Source organism: Hahella sp. CCB-MM4 (assembly GCF_002260525.1).
GTDB lineage: Bacteria > Pseudomonadota > Gammaproteobacteria > Pseudomonadales > Oleiphilaceae > Hahella.
This window is the reverse complement of sequence record NZ_MRYI01000013.1, coordinates 15293-34499: the sequence shown is the minus strand read 5'-3', so window position 1 is coordinate 34499 and position 19207 is coordinate 15293. Positions and strand designations below refer to the sequence as shown.

General features: G+C 50.9%; 17 protein-coding genes. 14 read left to right on the top strand and 3 right to left on the bottom strand.

Features of this window, described 5'->3' with window-relative positions:
• Nucleotides 1–47 precede the first annotated feature (47 nt).
• Entirely contained in the window at nt 48–1778 is a 1731-nt protein-coding gene (locus BTA51_RS19770; RefSeq protein ID WP_168188227.1) for an HDOD domain-containing protein, read from the bottom strand.
• 112 nt (nt 1779–1890) lie between these two features.
• On the opposite strand from BTA51_RS19770, the gene motA reads away from it, so the two are divergent.
• Both motA and motB read left to right on the top strand, forming a co-directional pair.
• Nucleotides 1891–2742, top strand: coding sequence for a flagellar motor stator protein MotA (gene motA / locus BTA51_RS19765; protein WP_094710440.1), 852 nt, complete (start codon nt 1891–1893; stop codon nt 2740–2742).
• Between the two features lie 99 nt (nt 2743–2841).
• Nucleotides 2842–3843, top strand: a complete 1002-nt coding sequence (gene motB / locus BTA51_RS19760; protein ID WP_094710438.1) for a flagellar motor protein MotB — start codon at nt 2842–2844, stop codon at nt 3841–3843.
• A 36-nt stretch (nt 3844–3879) separates the two neighbouring features.
• Here the strand turns inward: motB and rsgA are convergent, their stop codons facing one another.
• Nucleotides 3880–4926: a small ribosomal subunit biogenesis GTPase RsgA gene (gene rsgA / locus BTA51_RS19755; RefSeq protein WP_094710436.1), complete on the bottom strand. Its 1047-nt coding sequence runs from the start codon at nt 4924–4926 to the stop codon at nt 3880–3882.
• A 114-nt stretch (nt 4927–5040) separates the two neighbouring features.
• On the opposite strand from rsgA, the gene orn reads away from it, so the two are divergent.
• Nucleotides 5041–5586 carry an oligoribonuclease gene (orn, locus tag BTA51_RS19750; RefSeq protein ID WP_094710434.1) on the top strand — a complete coding sequence of 182 codons (546 nt, stop codon included), beginning with the start codon at nt 5041–5043 and terminating at the stop codon, nt 5584–5586.
• A 46-nt stretch (nt 5587–5632) separates the two neighbouring features.
• On the opposite strand, the gene queG is transcribed toward orn, so the two are convergent.
• The gene (gene queG, locus BTA51_RS19745) at nt 5633–6706 is read right to left on the bottom strand and encodes a tRNA epoxyqueuosine(34) reductase QueG (protein ID WP_094710432.1); all 1074 of its coding nucleotides are present in this window, start codon (nt 6704–6706) and stop codon (nt 5633–5635) included.
• 191 nt (nt 6707–6897) lie between these two features.
• On the opposite strand from queG, the gene BTA51_RS19740 reads away from it, so the two are divergent.
• The 11 genes from BTA51_RS19740 (at nt 6898) to BTA51_RS19690 (ending at nt 19206) form a co-directional block, all read left to right on the top strand.
• A complete protein-coding gene (locus BTA51_RS19740; protein WP_246841102.1) occupies nt 6898–8490 on the top strand; it encodes an NAD(P)H-hydrate dehydratase in 1593 nt (530 codons plus the stop codon).
• Complete coding sequence (gene tsaE / locus BTA51_RS19735; protein WP_094710430.1) at nt 8487–9014, top strand: tRNA (adenosine(37)-N6)-threonylcarbamoyltransferase complex ATPase subunit type 1 TsaE; 528 nt, start codon at nt 8487–8489, stop codon at nt 9012–9014. Before BTA51_RS19740 ends, tsaE begins: the two co-directional genes overlap by 4 nt.
• A gap of 36 nt (nt 9015–9050) precedes the next feature.
• Nucleotides 9051–10376: an N-acetylmuramoyl-L-alanine amidase gene (locus BTA51_RS19730; protein ID WP_094710428.1), complete on the top strand. Its 1326-nt coding sequence runs from the start codon at nt 9051–9053 to the stop codon at nt 10374–10376.
• 148 nt (nt 10377–10524) lie between these two features.
• Nucleotides 10525–12423, top strand: coding sequence for a DNA mismatch repair endonuclease MutL (gene mutL / locus BTA51_RS19725; protein WP_094710426.1), 1899 nt, complete (start codon nt 10525–10527; stop codon nt 12421–12423).
• Nucleotides 12424–12484: 61 nt separating this feature from the next.
• Nucleotides 12485–13423: a tRNA (adenosine(37)-N6)-dimethylallyltransferase MiaA gene (miaA, locus tag BTA51_RS19720; protein WP_246841111.1), complete on the top strand. Its 939-nt coding sequence runs from the start codon at nt 12485–12487 to the stop codon at nt 13421–13423.
• A 388-nt stretch (nt 13424–13811) separates the two neighbouring features.
• A complete protein-coding gene (hfq, locus tag BTA51_RS19715) occupies nt 13812–14063 on the top strand; it encodes an RNA chaperone Hfq (protein ID WP_094710422.1) in 252 nt (83 codons plus the stop codon).
• Nucleotides 14064–14079: 16 nt separating this feature from the next.
• On the top strand, nt 14080–15375 hold the full coding sequence (gene hflX / locus BTA51_RS19710) for a ribosome rescue GTPase HflX (protein WP_094710420.1): 1296 nt from the start codon (nt 14080–14082) through the stop codon (nt 15373–15375).
• Nucleotides 15376–15534: 159 nt separating this feature from the next.
• A complete protein-coding gene (gene hflK, locus BTA51_RS19705; RefSeq protein WP_094710418.1) occupies nt 15535–16695 on the top strand; it encodes an FtsH protease activity modulator HflK in 1161 nt (386 codons plus the stop codon).
• Between the two features lie 2 nt (nt 16696–16697).
• A complete protein-coding gene (gene hflC, locus BTA51_RS19700) occupies nt 16698–17567 on the top strand; it encodes a protease modulator HflC (RefSeq protein WP_094710416.1) in 870 nt (289 codons plus the stop codon).
• 185 nt (nt 17568–17752) lie between these two features.
• Nucleotides 17753–17941: a DUF2065 domain-containing protein gene (locus BTA51_RS19695; RefSeq protein WP_094710414.1), complete on the top strand. Its 189-nt coding sequence runs from the start codon at nt 17753–17755 to the stop codon at nt 17939–17941.
• A gap of 65 nt (nt 17942–18006) precedes the next feature.
• Nucleotides 18007–19206, top strand: a complete 1200-nt coding sequence (locus tag BTA51_RS19690) for an ATP phosphoribosyltransferase regulatory subunit (RefSeq protein WP_094710697.1) — start codon at nt 18007–18009, stop codon at nt 19204–19206.
• The last annotated feature ends 1 nt before the right edge of the window (nt 19207 follow it).

Genomic DNA, 19207 nt, shown 5'->3' with positions numbered 1-19207 from the left:
GCTGCGGATGTTAGCAGAAGGCTGTCTGGGGCACTAGTGCGAGAGGTCTAGCTGGAGGAGCGATTGCCGCCTTTGTGATTGCGCTGGGCAAAGTAGTACAGCACTTGTGAAGTGGCGCCACAGACATGTTTAAAGCATTCGTACTCGTACTCCGTTAGCGGCAGTGCGTCAATGCCGGCATCGGCGTAGATCAGCGCGACGGGCCTTGATTTAACGAAGCAGGAGGTCAGAAAGAAGTCCATGGTCTGATTGATGGCCCGGAATTCCGTGGGGATCATTTTCTTGACCTTGTCGGAACTTCCCGGATTGATCCAAATGCTGGATGGTTTTTCCATCAGCTTACTGAATAGAGACGCTTTGGTGAGGTCCAGGTCCATGCGTGCCAGTTCTGGTCTGTCCTGGGTATCGGCTGCATAGTAGCCCTTGAGGCGGGTTTTACTGGTATTGATCAGCGCAATAACACAGGTTCTCAGTCCGACCCCATATGTGATGCAGCGTGCCGCCCCATTCATCAACGTGGCAATATCTTTGAATTGGGCCGGAGAACGCAGCATGGTTTGGGTAATATCGATATACAAGTCCTGGTTGGCCTGCCGCATTTGCCGATTGTCAGGAGTCTTGGGTACGGTTGCCGCCTGAGTGGGAAGGGCTTTACGGGAGGCTTTGGCTGAAGGCGCTCGATACGACTCTTCCTCTTCCGTAATGTCTGCAGCTTTTAATGAGATTTCTTCCTCCACTTCCGGCTCGGGACTCTGGATGACTTCCACCGCAGCTTCTATCTTTGCCTTAGGCGTCGATGGTTCTGTCTGCTCCTCTTCCTCTTCGTCATATTTTATGTCGGGTCCCGTAATGAGCTGTGCTACCAGGGCATTACCCGCCTGCAGAGGGTGCTGTCTGGCGGAATCCACAGCCAGTTCATGAACATAGGTGAGAGTGTCTTTCAGCGAGCGTTCCAAATATACCGCGAGGCAACGAATTAGTCTCAGGGTAATTGCAGAATAGAAATCTCTCTCGGCATGAAATGCAATTAGGTTACACAGTGCGACAATAAAACCCGGATGGTTCAACAGGAGCAGATCTTCCCGTTCACTTGGCTTAATAGAGGGGTAACGATCCCGGCAGTATTTCTCAATGCTGATGAGAACCCGGTTGTTGTGAAAGTCATCAAAGATCGGTGTGTCGGTGATCACTTCCGGTAAGGCAAAGCCGTCATGGATCTTTTTCCAAACAACAGCAAATCGTTCTCCGAATATCTTGCTCTCCATGGATTTGCGAATATTCAGCGAATGATTCAGCCGGTTGGTCCAGGCCTGCATCTTTTTTGGAGTATACCGCCACAATAACCAGAGTGGCATGCCGTAAAACAGAGCAAACCAATAGTACTCCTCGTGCCTATCCCGATGTTTCTGCTGGGCTGCCCACTGGGTCAGGTGGGCGGCAAAGAAGCTGTTGGCTACAGCCTTGTTATAGGCCACGACTGCGGGGATAGATGCCCGCTCTGGAGGCGGGGTGTTTTGCAGCAGATTTTCCAGAAAATCGGTGCCCAGCAGGCTGATCGCCTGGCCTAAAGTCTTTACCAGACTTTCCTGGCTGTGGGTCCGGGTATTCGCATTATTGAGCAGGTTTAGGGCAAGCACCGGATCATTACGAATCACCTCACTCATTTTTTTATATGAGAGAGTGTTCTGTGTCATCATGCGAAGCAGAATTGTGCTCGCTCCGCTGACAGAAGGCATGGATTTCTTGAGAAGTTGGTCAATCCATTCCAAGTCTTGCAAATTCGATGCGGTTTCCTGCATAAGTATTTGTGAAATAGTCTTTTTTGATCTTTACTGTAATGTAGATAATCATCCGCCATTTGTCATCTGCCGGGAGTGAATAACAAGGTCTATGCTGTTTATCATTGGTCTCGTGGTTGTTATAGCCAGTGTGTTCGGGGGATATGTACTCTCACATGGAGAATTACTCGCACTTTGGCAGCCATTTGAAATATTGATCATAGGTGGGGCTGCCTTTGGCGCGTTTCTGATTGCCAACCCCCCTAAAGTAATCAAAGCGGTTTTTTCCGCACTTCCCGCGTTGTTTGTTGGTAGCAGGTTCAATCAGATGATTTTCATGGATTTGCTATCCCTGCTATACGACCTTTTTGACAAAGCCCGAAAGTCCGGGGTGATGTCCATCGAGGCTGATGTCGACGATCCTGAGAATAGTGAAATTTTCAATCGTTACCCCTCCATCTCGCGAATGATTGGAGTGCGTGATTTCATCACGGATTACCTGCGTATTGTCAGTAGCGGCAACATGGCTCCCCATGAACTGGAGGGGTTAATGGATCTGGAAATTGATACTCGTCTTCAGGAGTTGGAGAAACCGGCAGAAGCCGTCAATAAGGTCGCGGATGCCTTGCCCGGGTTTGGTATTGTCGCAGCTGTTTTGGGTATCGTGATCACGATGAAGTCATTGGGTGGTCCCCCCGAAGAGTTGGGGGTTCATGTTGCGGCAGCTCTGGTGGGAACGTTCTTCGGTATCCTTGCTGCCTATGGTTTTGTGGGGCCTACTTCCCATGCGTTGCACAGTATCGCTGCAAACGAAATCAAGGCTTATGAGTGCGTTAAAGTGAGCATACTGGCCACGATGGGCGGACTCGCTCCTCAGCTGGCCATTGAATTCGGCCGTAAAGCGCTGTACTCCACGGTGCGGCCAAGCTTCCAGGAACTTAACGATTATGTTCGGTCCCGTTAACGGGGCTGGATGCAAGGTGTGGCCAATAGTAATGGACCAGGCTTCATTTTCCCTTATCAAAGTTTATAAGTTGCAGGGTAGCTCCAGGCTGGTGTCGTGATGATGGAAGAGCAACCCCCGATTATTGTCCGTCGTATTCGCAAGACCCACAAAGGCCATGGTGGTGCCTGGAAAGTGGCGTTTGCAGACTTTGCGACGGCGATGATGGCGTTTTTTCTTGTGCTCTGGTTGAGTGCTTCAACGACCAAGGAGCAGCAGGAGGCGATTTCCGGCTACTTTTCTGACCCTGTGGGCTTCGAAGAGGGAGGAAGTCCATACGTGATAGATCTTGAGGGCAGCGTCACCGTAACGGTTACCGATGATACGGCTCAGACGCCCGAGACTCAGCCTGAAATCAAGATGGAAGAGAAAACGATTGAAGACATTGCGTCCCAGGTGGAGCAGCGGCGACTGGAAAAACTAAAGGATGAAATTGTCGCCGAAATTGAAAGTAGTGCCAAACTCAAGGAATTCAAAGATCAACTGATCATCGATATCACAGAAGAAGGCCTCCGGATCCAGATTGTCGACAAGCGTCAGCGTCCAATGTTCGACAGTGGTGACTCCACCCTGAAGCCCTATTTTGAGGACATTCTTTATGAGCTGGCCAAGCTCATTGCCCGGGTGCGAAACAAGGTCAGTATATCGGGGCACACGGATGGGGCACCTTATCTGGGGCGGGCCAATTATAGCAACTGGGAATTGTCATCGGACCGTGCCAACGCAGCCAGGCGCGCGTTAGTGGATGGTGGTCTGCCTCAAGACCGCCTGGCGCGTGTCGTGGGACTGGCATCTTCTGCGCTTTATGACGAAAAGGATCCGCTGAATCCGGTGAATCGTCGTATTTCCATCATTGTGCTCAATAAGAGGACACAGGCGGAGATTGAGGATGCGGAACAGGTCGACGGAGCGATCACGACTAACGAGCTTACTGGTGAGTTGGATCAGTTAATTCGTAAAGAGCTCAGTAAACCTGCTTTTGACCCGAATAAAGATCTGCCGGTAAATGGTGACTCAAAGAGCGGGCAGGGCGGTAATGATTCCGGCGGGTTGAACTGGTAGATTGGGCCGAAATGCTAAACCGGAATCAGGAGGCCCTCATTCGTGGGTGTTGATGATGGTTTGGTCGTCCAGTGAATCCCTGATTCTCTGGTAGCTTTCCATCCGTGACACCTTGATGTCGCCACTTTCTAATGCTGCCTGTAGTGCGCACCCCGGTTCGCCCTGGTGTTTGCAATCCCGGAATTTGCAGGTGCCGAGAAATGGCCGAAATTCCACGAATCCCTGAGCCAGTGTCGGCTCGTCCATATGCCAGAGTCCGAATTCACGGATACCCGGTGAGTCGATCAGGTCGCCTCCGCTAGGCAGATGAAAGAGCTTGGCGGTAGTGGTGGTGTGTGTGCCCTTGCGTACCCCTTCGGACAGGTCTCCAACACGTATATTCTCTTCTGGTAGCAAGACCTGAATAAGGGAAGATTTGCCTACGCCTGACTGACCGACAAATATACTGGTTCTGTTTGATAGCAGGCTGAGAAGTGGGGCAAGGCCTTCCTGGGATTTTGATGATACCTCAATCCAGTCATAACCCAGTCCGGTATAAAGCTGTTTTAGCGGCTCTATCCGCGCCTTATTTTCATCGTTAATGAGATCCTGTTTGTTCATGATGATCTTCGGGGGGATCTCTACCGCTTCGGCGGCGACCAGATAACGGTCAATCAGGTTGGCATGGGCTTCGGGTTCTGGTGCGATAACAATAAGGATCTGATCAATATTGGCGGCAATCGGCTTCAGCTGACCGAATTTGTCTGGACGTTTCAGTGCGGTATTGCGATCTCCGCGGGCAACGATCACGCCACTGTTATCGCTTCCGGCACGCCAGGTAACGATATCTCCGGTGACCAGGGAATCAATATTGGCGCGCACGTAACACCGATGCAGTTGCCCTTGAAGTTCTCCATCCAGAGCTTCCACGTCAAGCTGTTGACCATAGTGTGCGATCACCAGACCTTTTTGTTCAGGTGACAGATCACCGGTATCCAGTTGCTCGAGGGCATCGGATTCCTTGCGTTCCGCTCTGCGGGAGCGTTCATCCTGAATCTTCTTAATCCGCCACTTTTGCTGTTTGGTAAGTCTGCGTTTTCCCATTAAGTGCCAATATGATCCTAATTAAACTTCTTTTAATGCCATGAAAGCCGGATAAAAGAAGACTCTCAACTACACTATGCTAATATTGCGCTACTGTAATTCGGTGGAGAAGTTATGTCACGTCGCGATAACCTGATTTGGATAGATTTAGAAATGACCGGGCTGGATCCGGAGATGGATCGAATCATTGAGATGGCGGTTATTGTGACCACCAGTGACCTGGAAGTCGTTGCTGAAGGTCCTGTTATTGCTGTGCATCAGCCGGACTTTGTATTGTCGCTGATGGATGACTGGAACCAGAAGACTCACGGCGAAAGCGGCCTGGTTGAACGGGTGAAGCAAAGTAAAACATCCGAATTACTGGCAGAACAACAGGTGCTGGATTTTCTGAATGAGCACTGTGACGCCGGAACCTCGCCTATGTGTGGCAACTCAATTGGCCAGGATCGCCGGTTTCTGGCACGTTATATGAAGTCATTGGAGTCTTTCTTTCATTACCGGAATCTGGATGTCAGCACCCTGAAAGAACTGGCCCGCCGCTGGCACCCGGATGTCGCTGCCGGAGTAAAGAAAAAAGGGACCCACCAGGCTCTTGATGATATACGAGAGTCCATTGAAGAGCTCAAGTACTACCGAGAGCATTTTCTAAAGCTCAAATAGTGTTAGAGCTCAAATAGTGCTAAAGCTCAAATGGTGAGTATCGGCTTTAGGACGGAACTCGATTCAGCCGTTCCAGGGCCCAGGCGACATGTTCCCTGACAATCGCTGAGGGGTGGTTCGCTTTCTCTTCCAGAGCCGTCAGTATTTCTCGGCTGGGGGTAGCATTTCCCAAGGCGACGGCAATATTTCTCAGCCAGCTTTCATAGCCGGTACGGCGAATTGCCGACCCTTGGGTATTGGTCAGGAACTCTTCTTCAGTCCAGTTGAATAACTTAAGCAGTTCGCTGGAATCCAGTTGATGTCGGGGAGTGAAATCCTCTTCCACTGTGGGATGATTGAATTTGTTCCACGGGCATACCATCTGGCAATCGTCACAGCCAAATATCCGGTTACCCATCAGTGGTCGCAGTTCTGTTGGAATGCTGCCTTTTAATTCAATGGTCAGATAGGAGATGCAGCGCCTGGCGTCCAGCTCTTGTGGTCCGACGAATGCATTGGTGGGGCAGAAGTCCATGCAGGCGGAGCAGCTTCCGCAGTGATGACTGTCAAAAGGGTCGTCGACTGGAAGAGGCAGGTCGGTGAAAATTTCGCCGAGAAAGAAATAAGAGCCTGCTTTCGGGTTGATCAGCATGGTATTTTTGCCGATCCAGCCGAGGCCTGCTTTTTGTGCCAAGGCTCTCTCCAATACCGGCGCGCTGTCTACAAATACCCTGTACTGAGTGGACTCGATTTTCTTTTGCACGCGTTCTGCCAGATGGGCCAGACGCTTCCGGATCAGTTTGTGATAATCCCTTCCCAGCGTATAACGTGACACATAGGCTTTGCTGTCTTCTGCCAGCGTTTTTTCTGCATTTGCCGCATTGTCTTTTTGTGGCCAGTAGTCCATGCGAACTGAAATGACCCTTATGGTTCCCGGGACAAGTTCGTCAGGTTTGTAACGTTTGCTGCCGTGACTGGCCATGTAATCCATGGTGCCATGATGATCGTTGGCCAGCCATTGCTGGAAATGATCCGCATGGTCTCCCAGATCTACATCGGTGATGCCACATTGCTGAAAGCCTAGCTCAAGGGCCCAGGACTTGATGCTTTTGGCCAGGGAGGTGAAGTCGGTGTAACTCAATGCTTGTTAACTTATTGATGGTTGAAACGGATATTGTGGCATACCCCGGGATCGGAGTCTGGTGCTGAAAAGAAATAATCTTTTTGGATGAGCTGTTGGACTAGTGAAAATTGATTAGCAAATGTACTTTTAATGGTATTTTGCTAAAATTTACAGCAATATAGGCATAATAGTTCAAGTGGATTCAAGAAGTGTATATTCATTCCACCAGTGGTGATGTACCGACGGCGCTATATACCGCCAGCCAAGTGCGCAAATTGGATGCACTGGCCATCGCCCAAACCGAAGGGGGTGGCTATGCGCTGATGCGGCGCGCGGGCCGGGCCGCATTCCGTCATTTGCAGCGCACCTTTCCAGAAGCGACATCCATCGCCGTGTTTTGTGGCGGTGGCAATAATGGCGGTGACGGTTATGTCATCGCTGAGCTGGCAAAGCAATCCGGAAAAACGGTGCGGCTGATTGCGGTTTCCGATCCCGAGAAACTGGGCGGCGAGGCTGAAGAGGCATGGCGTCAGGCTAAGGCTGCCGGAGTTGCTGTTGAAAGAGTTGATGATGTCGATATAGACACCGTATTGGAGGGGGCGGAGATCGTGGTCGACGCATTACTCGGTACGGGGTTGTCCGGCGAAGTTCGGGAAGATTATGCCCGGGTGATTCATTGTATCAACCAAGCCGGGAAGCCCGTGTTGGCTGTGGATATACCTTCTGGCTTATCGGCCGACAGTGGAGTGTTGTTAGGGGCGACGATCAAAGCCACGTTGACCTCTACATTTATTGGTATCAAGCGTGGGTTATTAACCGGGGCTGCCTCGAACGTAGTGGGAGAGCTCTGGTTTGACGATCTGGGGGTTGCTCCGGAAGTCTTCTGTCAGGTGGAGTCACCGGTGTCGCGCGTTGGTTTTTCCGATAGCAAGCGTTTACTGCCCGCACGGGATCAGGCCGCCCATAAAGGTCACTTTGGTTATGTCCTGGTGGTGGGCGGAGATGTCGGCTTTGGTGGTGCAGTATTGATGGCGGCAGAAGCCGCCTGTCGTGCTGGTGCCGGTCTGGTCGGGTGCGCCACAGTCGGGCCGCATATTTCGGCCGGATTGGTGCGTGTGCCTGAGGTGATGTTCAAGGCAGTGGATCATCGCCAGATGCTTGAAAAAATGTTGTCGTCAGCGACCGTGGTGGCGCTGGGGCCAGGATTGGGGCAGGGACCCTGGGGACGGATGTGTTTTCAAACAGTGACTCACTTCTGTCGGGATAAGAATATTTCTATGGTGCTGGATGCCGATGGATTAAACCTGTTGGCCGAAGACCCGGTAGCGCTGCCTTCCAATACGGTGATAACGCCTCATCCAGGAGAGGCTGCAAGACTTTTGGGTACTACCGTGCCGGAGGTGCTGGAGGATCGTTTTGCCAGTGCGGAAGCCTTGGCCCGGCGATATCAGGCGACGGTTGTGTTGAAAGGTGCCGGCACCCTGATTGCCGCTCTTAATGGCGAGCGCGCCCTAACCTCAGTTATGGCTGAACACGGGAATCCGGGAATGGCAGCAGGTGGTATGGGAGATGTTCTTACCGGGATGACTGCGGCCCTGATGGCCCAAGGCATGAACGGGTTTGATGCGGCCCGTCTGGCAGTGTCATGGCATGCACATAGTGCTGATCTGGCTGCTGCGAGGGCTGGCATGATAAGTCTGGTTGCGACAGATGTTATTGCAGGTTTAGGGACTGCCTGGCTGCAATCGGCTGATTTGTCTTCTGTAGATCATAGGTTTGAAGCGGAATTGGCGAAAGAATGATGTCAGATAGCAAAGTTCTGATGCTGCCAGATGAAAACGCCACCTTTCGTTTGGGCGCTTTGTTGGCCAAGCACTTAGTGTGGCCGTCCGTGGTATATCTGGAAGGACAGTTGGGAGCTGGAAAAACGTCCTTGTCCCGGGCCATTCTCAGGGGATTAGGGCATTCAGGATCCGTTAAGAGTCCCACCTATACGCTGGTGGAACCTTATGAACTGGACAGGGGGATGGTGTATCACTTCGACCTCTATCGTCTGGCAGATCCTGAAGAGTTGGAGTTTTTGGGTATTCGGGACTATTTTCAAGAGAATACCCTTTGTCTCATCGAATGGGCGGAAAAAGGTCAGGGATGGTTGCCGGAACCGGATCTGGTGATTCGATTGAGCGTTTCCGGAAGCGGGCGTCAGGCAATGTTTGATGGTCGTGACCTTGATGGTCGTAGCAAAGCAGTGGCGGAAATGGTCAGTCAGGTGGTACATGAATTTTCCGGGCAGTCAGATGGAAGACGCGGGGAGTGTGATTCCTGAGTGCAGGAGTAGCAGGAGTTTAGGGGTATTGATCTTATGAACAGATGGCATCGGTGGATTCTGCTGGGGGGCTGGTTACTTGCAGCCCAGGCTCTTGCAGGCTCGGTGAGCAATGTGCGGATCTGGCCTGCGCCGGACCACACACGGCTGGTGTTTGATCTCAGTTCTCCGGCAGATCATAAGGTATTTTCACTTTCTGCGCCGGATCGTCTGGTGATTGACCTGAATGATGCTGAGCTTAATACGGATATGGGTGACATCAAACTGGATGACAGTCCCATCCGAAGAATTCGTAGCGCAAAGCGTAATCAGAATGACTTGCGTGTTGTGCTGGACTTGAAGCAGTCCGTTAAACCCAAAAGTTTTGTGTTGCAGCCAAATGACCAGTATGGCCATCGTTTGGTTGTGGATCTGTATGGGTCAGGCGGCTCTGTATCTGAAGTGACAAAGAGTGTCGATGAGCAAAGTCAGCGTCGCGATATATTGGTGGTGGTTGATCCAGGTCACGGCGGGGATGATCCTGGAGCTTTAGGCCCCAGAGGTGTCCGTGAGAAAGATGTGGTGCTGGCTATTTCACGTGAACTACAGGCCTTGCTTAACCAGAAGAAAGGTTATAGCAGTCGTCTGACCCGGAAAGGTGATTACTTTATCCCTCTGCGTCAACGTACGACCCTGGCGCGGGAATATAATGCCGATTTGATGGTCTCCATTCACGCAGATGCCTTCAAGAGTCCTGATGCCAGCGGGGCTTCGGTTTATGCGTTGTCCAAGCGGGGGGCGACCAGTGAAACTGCCCGCTGGTTGGCAACGAAGGAGAATATGTCCGACCTGATTGGTGGGGTGGGATCGGTGAGTCTCGATGACAAGGACGACGTTCTGGCTGGCGTGTTGCTCGATTTGTCCATGACGGCGAGTCTTAAGTCCAGCTTAAGTGTGGGTGATCATGTATTGCGGTCTGTGAAAAGTGTTTCCAAGCTGCATAAGAAACGCGTGGAGCAGGCAGGTTTTGTGGTTTTGAAATCGCCGGATATTCCCTCGATTCTGGTGGAAACTGGATTTATCTCCAACCCGGTGGAATCAGGTCGTCTGCGTACTCAGAAATACCAGCGTAAGATTGCTCAAGCAATTTATCAGGGATTGCAGGGATACTTTGATGAGTCTCCGCCGCCCGGGACCTATGTCGCTTGGCAGAAACTGCAGCAAAGGGTTGCGCAGGGCCAGACCTACAAAATTGAGCGTGGCGATACGCTGAGTGAAATTGCTGCTCGTAATCGTGTCAGTCTGAATGATTTGATGCAGTATAACGGCTTGAAAGACGAGCAATTGAGAATCGGGCAGGTATTGAAAATACCGGCAAGTTAATCCTCGAATTCATCAATCATTCCATTATTTGAAGTCCACTCCCTAATGAATCAGAACAGCTCTCAGAGCTGTTCTGTTCCTCTGGTTCATCTGTTACCATCCCGACACTTCCTTCTTGATACGTAATACGGAAAAGTTCCTGTCCAAAATGTCTAAAATTCAATTGTTAACCCCCCGATTGGCCAACCAGATTGCTGCTGGAGAGGTCGTTGAAAGGCCCGCTTCTGTGGTGAAGGAGCTGGTTGAAAATTCCCTTGATGCCGGAGCCAACAGAGTCGATGTCGACGTAGAGGACGGGGGTGTCAAACTGATCAGAATTCGGGACAACGGTGGTGGAATTTCAAAGGACGAGCTGGCTTTGGCTCTGTCCAGGCATGCAACGAGTAAAATTATCACATTGGAAGACCTGGAGGCTGTCGCCACATTAGGGTTTCGTGGTGAGGCGCTTGCCAGTGTCAGCTCTGTGTCCCGATTAACGCTATCTTCCCGGCCTGAGGCACAGAACGAAGCCTGGAAGGTGGAAGTTGAGGGGCGGGATATGACCCCCAAGCTATCCCCTACGGCTCATACTCCCGGAACCACTGTTGAGGTAAGGGATCTGTTTTACAACACTCCGGCCAGGCGTAAGTTTCTGCGCACTGATAAAACCGAATTCAATCATGTTGAAGAGGTGATCAAGCGGCAGGCACTGGCCCGTCTCAATGTGTCCTTTACCCTCACTCATAATCAAAAAGTGATTCATCAGTTGCGTCCGGCAGTGGATCGGGAGTCTCATCTTCGGAGGGTGGCCCAACTTTGCGGCAAGCCCTTTGTTGAAAGTGTGGTGGAAATCGATACAAGCGGCTCCGGATTGCAGTTGCACGGATGGGTGGCCAAGCCGACGTTTTCACGAAGTCAGGCCGATTTGCAGTATTTCTTTGTGAACGGCAGGGTGATACGGGATAAGCTCGTGGCTCATGCCATTCGGCAGGCTTATCAGGACGTTTTGTTCCATGGCAGGCATCCTGCGTTTGTACTTTATCTGGAGTTGGATCCTGCAACCGTCGACGTCAATGTTCATCCCACAAAACATGAAGTGCGTTTTCGTGAGGGGCGAATGGTTCATGACTTCCTGTTTCGCAGCCTTCATCGGGCATTGGCAGAGATCAGGCCCAGTGTTGAGGATGAGTCTGAGGCAGAAGCGCCAGGAAGTACTCCTGTGTCGGTGGCCCAAAACTGGCCATCACAAAGTCCTTTGCCTTTATCGGAGCGTCCAGCCCCGGGGGTAATCAAAGAGCAGTTGGCCGGCTACAGTGCCCTGTATTCTTCATCTGCGGATCAGGGGATGCCCTTGTCATATGGTGTTTCGTCGCAGGAAGGTCAGCCTGAAGTGGCTTATGGTGCCAGTCCACTGGCTGTCGGAGGGAGTGCGGCAGCTTCAGTCAATTTTCCTCAGTATTCCCCTGTCGAGGGGGAGGGTTTTGATGCGCCTCTTGGCTACGCGATTGCCCAATTGCATGGCATATACATACTCTCTCAAAACAAAGCGGGTATGATACTGGTAGACATGCACGCTGCTCATGAGCGAATTGTCTATGAGAGGATGAAGAGGTCTATGGAGAACGGAGGTGTGACTCAGCAGCCAATGTTAGTGCCGCTGAGTCTGGCAATGAGCCGCCGTGAGACCGGAGTGGTGGAAGAGCATGCAGAGACCCTTCAAAGTCTGGGGTTGGAGTTGTCTGTAGCGGGCGCAGAATCGATTATCGTCAGGCAGGTTCCTGCAATGCTGAAGAGTGCCAACATTGAAAGTCTGGTGCGCGATGTTGTGACCGACCTGTTGGAGCACGGTACGACCCGGAAAGTGGAAGAAACGATTAATGGACTGCTCGGAACTATGGCCTGTCATGGTTCTGTGCGGGCTAATCGCCAGCTTTCAATCGCTGAGATGAACGCTTTACTCAGGGATATGGAGGCAACAGAACGTAGTGGTCAGTGTAATCATGGGCGACCAACCTGGGTGCAGTTGACCATGAATGAGCTGGATAAGCTGTTTTTACGGGGGCGGTAAGTCGGTGTCCGAGAAAAATAGATCGGTATCTGAGAAAGAGAAGCCGCCTGTCATCTTTTTGATGGGGCCCACTGCGTCAGGCAAAACCGATCTGGCGATGGCGTTGTCTGATCAATTTCCATGCGAGCTGATCAGTGTTGACTCCGTAATGGTGTATCGAGGCATGGATATTGGTTCTGCCAAACCGGACCCTGAGACACTTCAGCGATATCCGCATCGACTGGTAGATATCAAAGACCCTGCTGAACCCTATTCAGCTGCGGAATTTCGGGATGATGCTTTGTCTGCAATGGCGGAGATCAGTGCGAAGGGCCGTATACCTTTGCTGGTGGGGGGAACCATGATGTATTTCAAAACGTTGTGGCAAGGTATCGGTGATATGCCGAGTGCGGATCCAGTGCTCAGGCAGAGCATCATTGATGAAGCGCATCAGGTGGGTTGGCCTGCCATGCACGCCAAGCTTCAGCAGATCGATCCTGCGGCTGCCCAAAAAATTCACCCAAATAACCGTCAGAGAATTCAGCGGGCGTTGGAAGTTTGCCTGCTTACCGGCAAGCCATTCTCCAGTTTTTGGGGAGCTGAAGGAGATTCGGCGGAAACAGACTGGAACCGTGGAGATGAAACGGAGCTTCCTTATAATGTGTTGTCCCTTGCTCTGGCGCCGGCAGAGCGTCCGGTGCTGCATGAGCGGATTGCCCGACGCTTTGAATTGATGTTGGAGGAAGGGCTGATCGAAGAGGTTCAAGGATTGCGTGGCAGGGGAGATCTCTCGGCGGAACTACCTTCAATTCGTGCAGTAGGGTACCGGCAGGTGTGGGAATATCTGGATGGTATGTATGGTTACGAAACTATGAAGGAGAAAGGCGTCGTAGCCACCCGTCAATTGGCCAAGCGACAGATGACATGGTTGCGTAGTTGGCCTGATGCTCATTGGCTGAATTCAACAGATAGTCAATTAGTCGAAAATGCGGCAGATTTTATAAGGCATTGGTTACAATAAGGTAATCCCCTATGGCTCTGGCCAATTGAGGCGAGTATACTCGCTCCTCCGATGAGACTGAGTCTCATTGGTAATCGAGCGTTTGCGTCCTTCCCCGGAGTAGTAAAAAAACTCCTTATTGCATTTATAGTCGGCTATACTTCGACTAGGTGCCTGTCTGCGGTAGAGTGTTTACCTGGGCGGGAGCCTGGGTGAGTCTGAATGAGGCTAGTTTTTTTCAGGCTGTTTGCAGATTTGTTTGATCGCCGCTATTTAAAACGCAGTAAACCGGACCTATATTGGAATGATGCGGAACTTTCTGCGTTGGAGCTGATGTGGAAATGAATATTCGCACCTGAAGTTATGGTGTGGAATGGATAATTAGAATCAAAAAAACAGGAGAAAAAGAATGTCAAAAGGGCAATCTTTACAAGACCCTTATCTGAATGCTCTACGGAAGGAGCGTATACCGGTATCCATCTTTTTGGTGAATGGAATAAAGCTGCAAGGGCAAATCGAGTCATTCGATCAGTTTGTCATATTGCTGAAGAACACTGTAAGTCAGATGGTGTATAAGCACGCTATCTCTACTGTAGTGCCAGCTCGCAATGTGCGTATTGCTCCTCCAGGTGATGGCGAAGGTGAAGCAGGTAATGCTTAATACCAGGGGCGCTTAATTGTTCGAGCGTCCAAAATCAGGTGAACGTGCCGTTCTGGTTCACCTCGACATGCTGGAAGAGAAAGACCGGGAGGACCCCCGGGAATTTACCGAGTTAGCTCTCTCTGCTGGGGCTGACCCGGTTGCGCTCGTCTCTGGTTCAAGGAATCATCCAAGTCCAAGATACTTTGTTGGGTCCGGTAAGTTAGAGGAAATCAAGCTGTCTGTGGTTGAAACGCAGGCGGACGTGGTTCTTTTCAATCATGCGCTGACACCTAGCCAGGAGCGTAATTTAGAGCGCGATCTTGGCGTTCGGGTGCTTGATCGTATTGGTCTGATCCTGGACATTTTTGCCCAGCGAGCTCGTACACATGAAGGGAAGTTGCAGGTCGAGCTGGCTCAATTGGAACATTTGTCTACCCGTCTGGTAAGAGGGTGGACGCACCTTGAGCGGCAAAAAGGCGGTATTGGCCTTCGTGGACCGGGTGAAACTCAGCTGGAAACGGATCGACGTCTGATCCGTGGACGAATCAAATCCATTCTTAAACGGCTGGAAAAGGTTCGCAAGCAAAGGGAGCAAGGGCGCAGGGCTAGGCAGCGGGCTGACGTTCCTTCCTTATCTCTCGTTGGATATACCAATGCGGGTAAATCTACACTATTCAATTCGCTAACCTCAGCTGAGGTTTACGCCGCGGACCAGTTGTTCGCCACGCTGGATCCCACTCTCAGACGAATCAATTTCTCCTCTCTCGGCCCTGTGGTTCTGGCTGATACCGTTGGTTTTATCCGTCATCTGCCCCATAAGCTGGTCAATGCATTTCATGCTACCCTTGAGGAGACACTAAATGCCTCCCTGTTGCTCCATGTGGTGGATGCCAGTGATCCTGATCGCAGGGAGAATATCGAGCAGGTCGAAGCCGTCCTTGATGAAATAGGGGCAGACGGGGTGTCCTGTCTATTCGTGTTCAACAAGATCGATTGCCTGGAAGGTGTTGAACCAAAGATCGAGCGGGATGAAGAAGGAAAGCCTGCCAGAGTTTGGGTGTCGGCGAAGACCGGTGCGGGCCTTGAATTGATAGAGGAAGCTGTTGCCGAGCTTTTGGGGAATGATATGCTGGATCAGACTCTGCATTTGCCCCCATCGTTAGCCAGGGTTCGGGCTCAGCTGTATGAAAGGGAAGCTGTAATGTCAGAGCAGATCGATTCGGATGGATCATTCGCCTTGCATGTGCGAATGCCTAAGAGTGATTGGAATCAATTGGAGCGCAAAGCCAATATTCGTTTGCATGATTTACTTGGTCAGCAAGTTCCTTGAAATAGGAAGTATCTTGAAACAAGGGGCTTCTTGATACAGGAGACGTCTTGAAAAAAGCAGGTGTCGACCAGACATAGATATAGCTTAACTTGCTGAATGGAATTTAGATCCATAGTATTACCCGCAATATTTATCCGTCATCAGATTAAGGGGTTAAAAATGGCTTGGAATGAACCAGGCGGAAATAAAGATCAGGATCCTTGGGGATCTGGACGTCGGAATAATGATGGTCCACCAGATCTTGATGAGGTTATTCGTAAAGGTATGGAAAAACTCAACGGTTTATTTGGCGGTAAGCCAAGCCGTGGTGGTAGCGGTGGGCGTTCCGGTGGTTCTGCCGGCGGCGTCATCGCTATTATCATCATCGTTTTGCTCGGTTTCACTGTGTGGGACTCAATGTATCGGATTGATGAGAAGCAAAGAGCGGTTGTTCTTCGTTTCGGGAAGTATCTCGACACCAAAGGGCCGGGGCTTCAGTTCAAGATCCCATACATCGATCAGATTTTTATTGAGGATGTGACCTCGGTGAGAAATCGCCCTAAAAAGGGGCATATGCTGACGGAAGATGAAAATATTGTTGATATCGACCTGACCGTCCAGTTTGTTATCAAAGATCTGAAAGACTACATGCTCAATATGCGCGATCCGATTACTACAGTGGATTACGCCATTGACAGCGCGCTACGTCATGAAGTGGGTAGCGCTCAGATGGATCAGGTGTTAACTGAAGGTCGTGCCATACTCTCTATCAATGTCCAGAATCGCCTGCAGAGGTACCTGGATTTCTACGGTGCCGGCATTGAGCTGCGGAAGGTCAACATAAATGCTGCTCAGCCTCCTCAGGCGGTGAAGTCCTCATTTGAAGAGGTTCAGCGAGCCAAAGAGGATGAGCAGAAACTAGTTAACCGTGCAGAGGCGTATCGTAACCAGATCGTTCCGGAGTCCCGTGGTCGGGCTCAGCGTATCATTGAGGAGGCAAATGCCTACAAGTCTGAAGTGATTGCCCGGGCAGAGGGTGAAACTTCTCGTTTCCTGCAAGTATTGAAAATTTATGAATCTGCTCCTGAGGTAACCCGCGAGCGTATGTACATCGACACCATGCAGGAAGTGCTGTCGAACAGTAGCAAGGTATTGGTGGATCAGGATCAAGGGAATAATATTATGTACCTCCCACTCGACCGCCTGATGAACCGTGCACCTTTGTCGGACAGTTCCAGTGATTCCAGTCGTGCAGGTGCAGCCTCTCAAGCGGATTCGTCATTTTCGCGCAGTGATGACTTCCGGACTCGGAATGAAGCGTTAACCCGGAGCAGGAGATAGTCATGAGTGGTCGATTTGGACTGACGGTCGCTGTCATTCTCGCGGCGCTGTTGGTTGGTTTACAAAGTGTTTATATAGTTCCAGAAACTCACCGTGCCGTATTGCTTCGGTTTGGTGAGCTGGTTGAGTCGGATATTCCAGCGGGTCTGCATTTCAAGATTCCTTTTGTGCATGATGCCAAGCTGTTTGATGTTAGGGTGCTGGCGATGAGTCTTCCCACCAAGAGTTATCTGACAGTTGAACAGAAGCCCCTGGATGTGGATTCCTATGCAACCTGGCGTATTACCAATGTGGGCAACTACTATCGTTCCACTGCCGGTGATGAAATCAATGCCGTCAGACTGCTTGAGTCTCGGATCGATAACGGTCTGCGTGACCAGTTTGGTCGTCGTACCATGCATGAAGTGGTGGCGGGTGAGCGTGAAGAACTAATGGAAGAATTGAAGGAAGAGCTTGATCTTCTGACACGCAAGGAATTCGGCATCGAAATTAATGATATCCGGGTAAGAGCGATCGATCTGCCTACCAAGGTTAGTGACTCGGTTTATGAGCGGATGGAGTCTGAGCGACTAAAAATTGCTCAGGAGCATCGTTCGAAGGGCGAAGAGTTAGCTGAAGGTATTCGTGCGGATGCTGATAGACAGCGTATTGTGGTAGAGGCAGAGGCGGAGAAGGAAGCAGAGCAGATTCGAGGTGAAGGTGATGCGATTGCTTCTCGGACTTACGCAGATGCATTCAATCAGAATCGGGAATTCTACTCCTTCTATCGCAGCCTGACGGCTTATCAGGAAACCTTCTCCAATAAAGGCGATCTGCTGATCCTGGAGCCGGATAGTGAGTTCCTGAAGTATCTCAAACAGTCAACTCGTTAGTAAGGTATAGCTGACTATTATGAGTTATCGGTGGTCCATACGTTTAAAAGGTTTGGGCCACCCTTAAAATGGTGATAAAATTCTGCAACCGGGCATGGACCCGGTTTTTTTGTGGGCATTCTCAGCCGGCAGCCCGACAAACCATACCAATGGGTCTCGGGTTATAGAAAGGGAGTGTGGGTTCTATGTGGCAGGATTTGGGAGCGGCACTTTGTCTGGTGTTGGTCCTGGAGGGGATGATTCCCTTTCTGTACCCGGCTAAGTGGCGTCAGATGGTACAGAGGCTGGCCGAGGTCGATGATCGTACCATGCGAATTGTCGGACTTGTCAGTATGGTAACAGGAGCGCTATTGCTCTATGTGGTCAGGCGTTGACCGCAGAGCATGCAGCTCCTTGGAAATTTGATAACAGCGGACTTGTGTCCGGGGATAAAAGTTTAATGTTTGGTGATCCTGGGTCTTTATCAGCATCTGATTTGTGGCTACTTCCTGATGGCGTTGAGGAACTGCTTCCACCGGAAGCCATGAGAGTTGAAGAACTGCGCCGGAGATTATTGGATCTTTACCATTCATGGGGATATGAATTGATTGTTCCTCCCCTCATCGAATATCTGGAATCTCTGTTGACTGGCGCCGGACGCGATCTTGAGCTGCAGACCTTCAAGGTCACAGATCAGTTAACCGGACGAATGATGGGAGTGCGTGCGGATATGACGCCTCAGGCTTCCCGAATTGATGCCAGAAGTCAGCGTGACGGAGCCAATCGGATCTGCTATCTCGGTAGCGTATTGCGGACCAAGCCTCAGAATATGTTGTCGTCCCGATCGCCTATTCAAACCGGATGTGAACTGTTTGGCGTGGCTGATACAGCGGCGGATATCGAAGTGATCTCCCTGATGCTGGAAACCCTGCGCCTTACCCGTGTGTCACCGATTCATATGGATATTGCCCATGTGGGCATATATCAATTGATCCAAAAGAAAGCGGCTTTGTCTCCCCATGACTCTGAATTGCTTTTGAATGCTCTCAAGCATAAAGCCGTGCCTGAAATTAATGACATCGCTACCCTGATTACGGACCCGCAAGTGCAAGAATACGTTCGAGCACTGCCTCGGCTGGCCGGGGGCTTGGACAAACTGAGTGAAGCGCGCGAATTGTTTTCAGGTGAGCCCGACGTCCTGGCTGCACTGGATGAGATGCTGAAAGTCTCTGAGATGGTGGCGGCACGCTATCCGGAAGTTGAGATTTGTATCGATCTTTGTGAACTCAGGGGGTTCAATTACCACACCGGTCTGGTTTTTGCCGCTTATACCTCAGGTCTTGGTCAAGCTGTTGCTCAGGGCGGTCGGTATGACGGTGTGGGGAGAGAGTTCGGTAACGCCCGTCCTGCTACCGGATTCAGTGTCGATTTGAAAGCGTTGTTCCGCCTGGGGCAAACTGCCTGGAAGCAGGAAAGCAAGGCTGTGCTTGCTCCAAATGAGTCCGATCCCGGGCTTTGGGACATGATTGCTGATTTGCGGACCACCGAGAGAGTGGTTCAATTGATGCCGGGGGAATCCAAAGAGCAGTGGAAACCCTATTGTGACCGCGAGCTGGTTAAAGATGAAACCGGCAGTTGGGTCGTGAATAAACTGGTTTAGA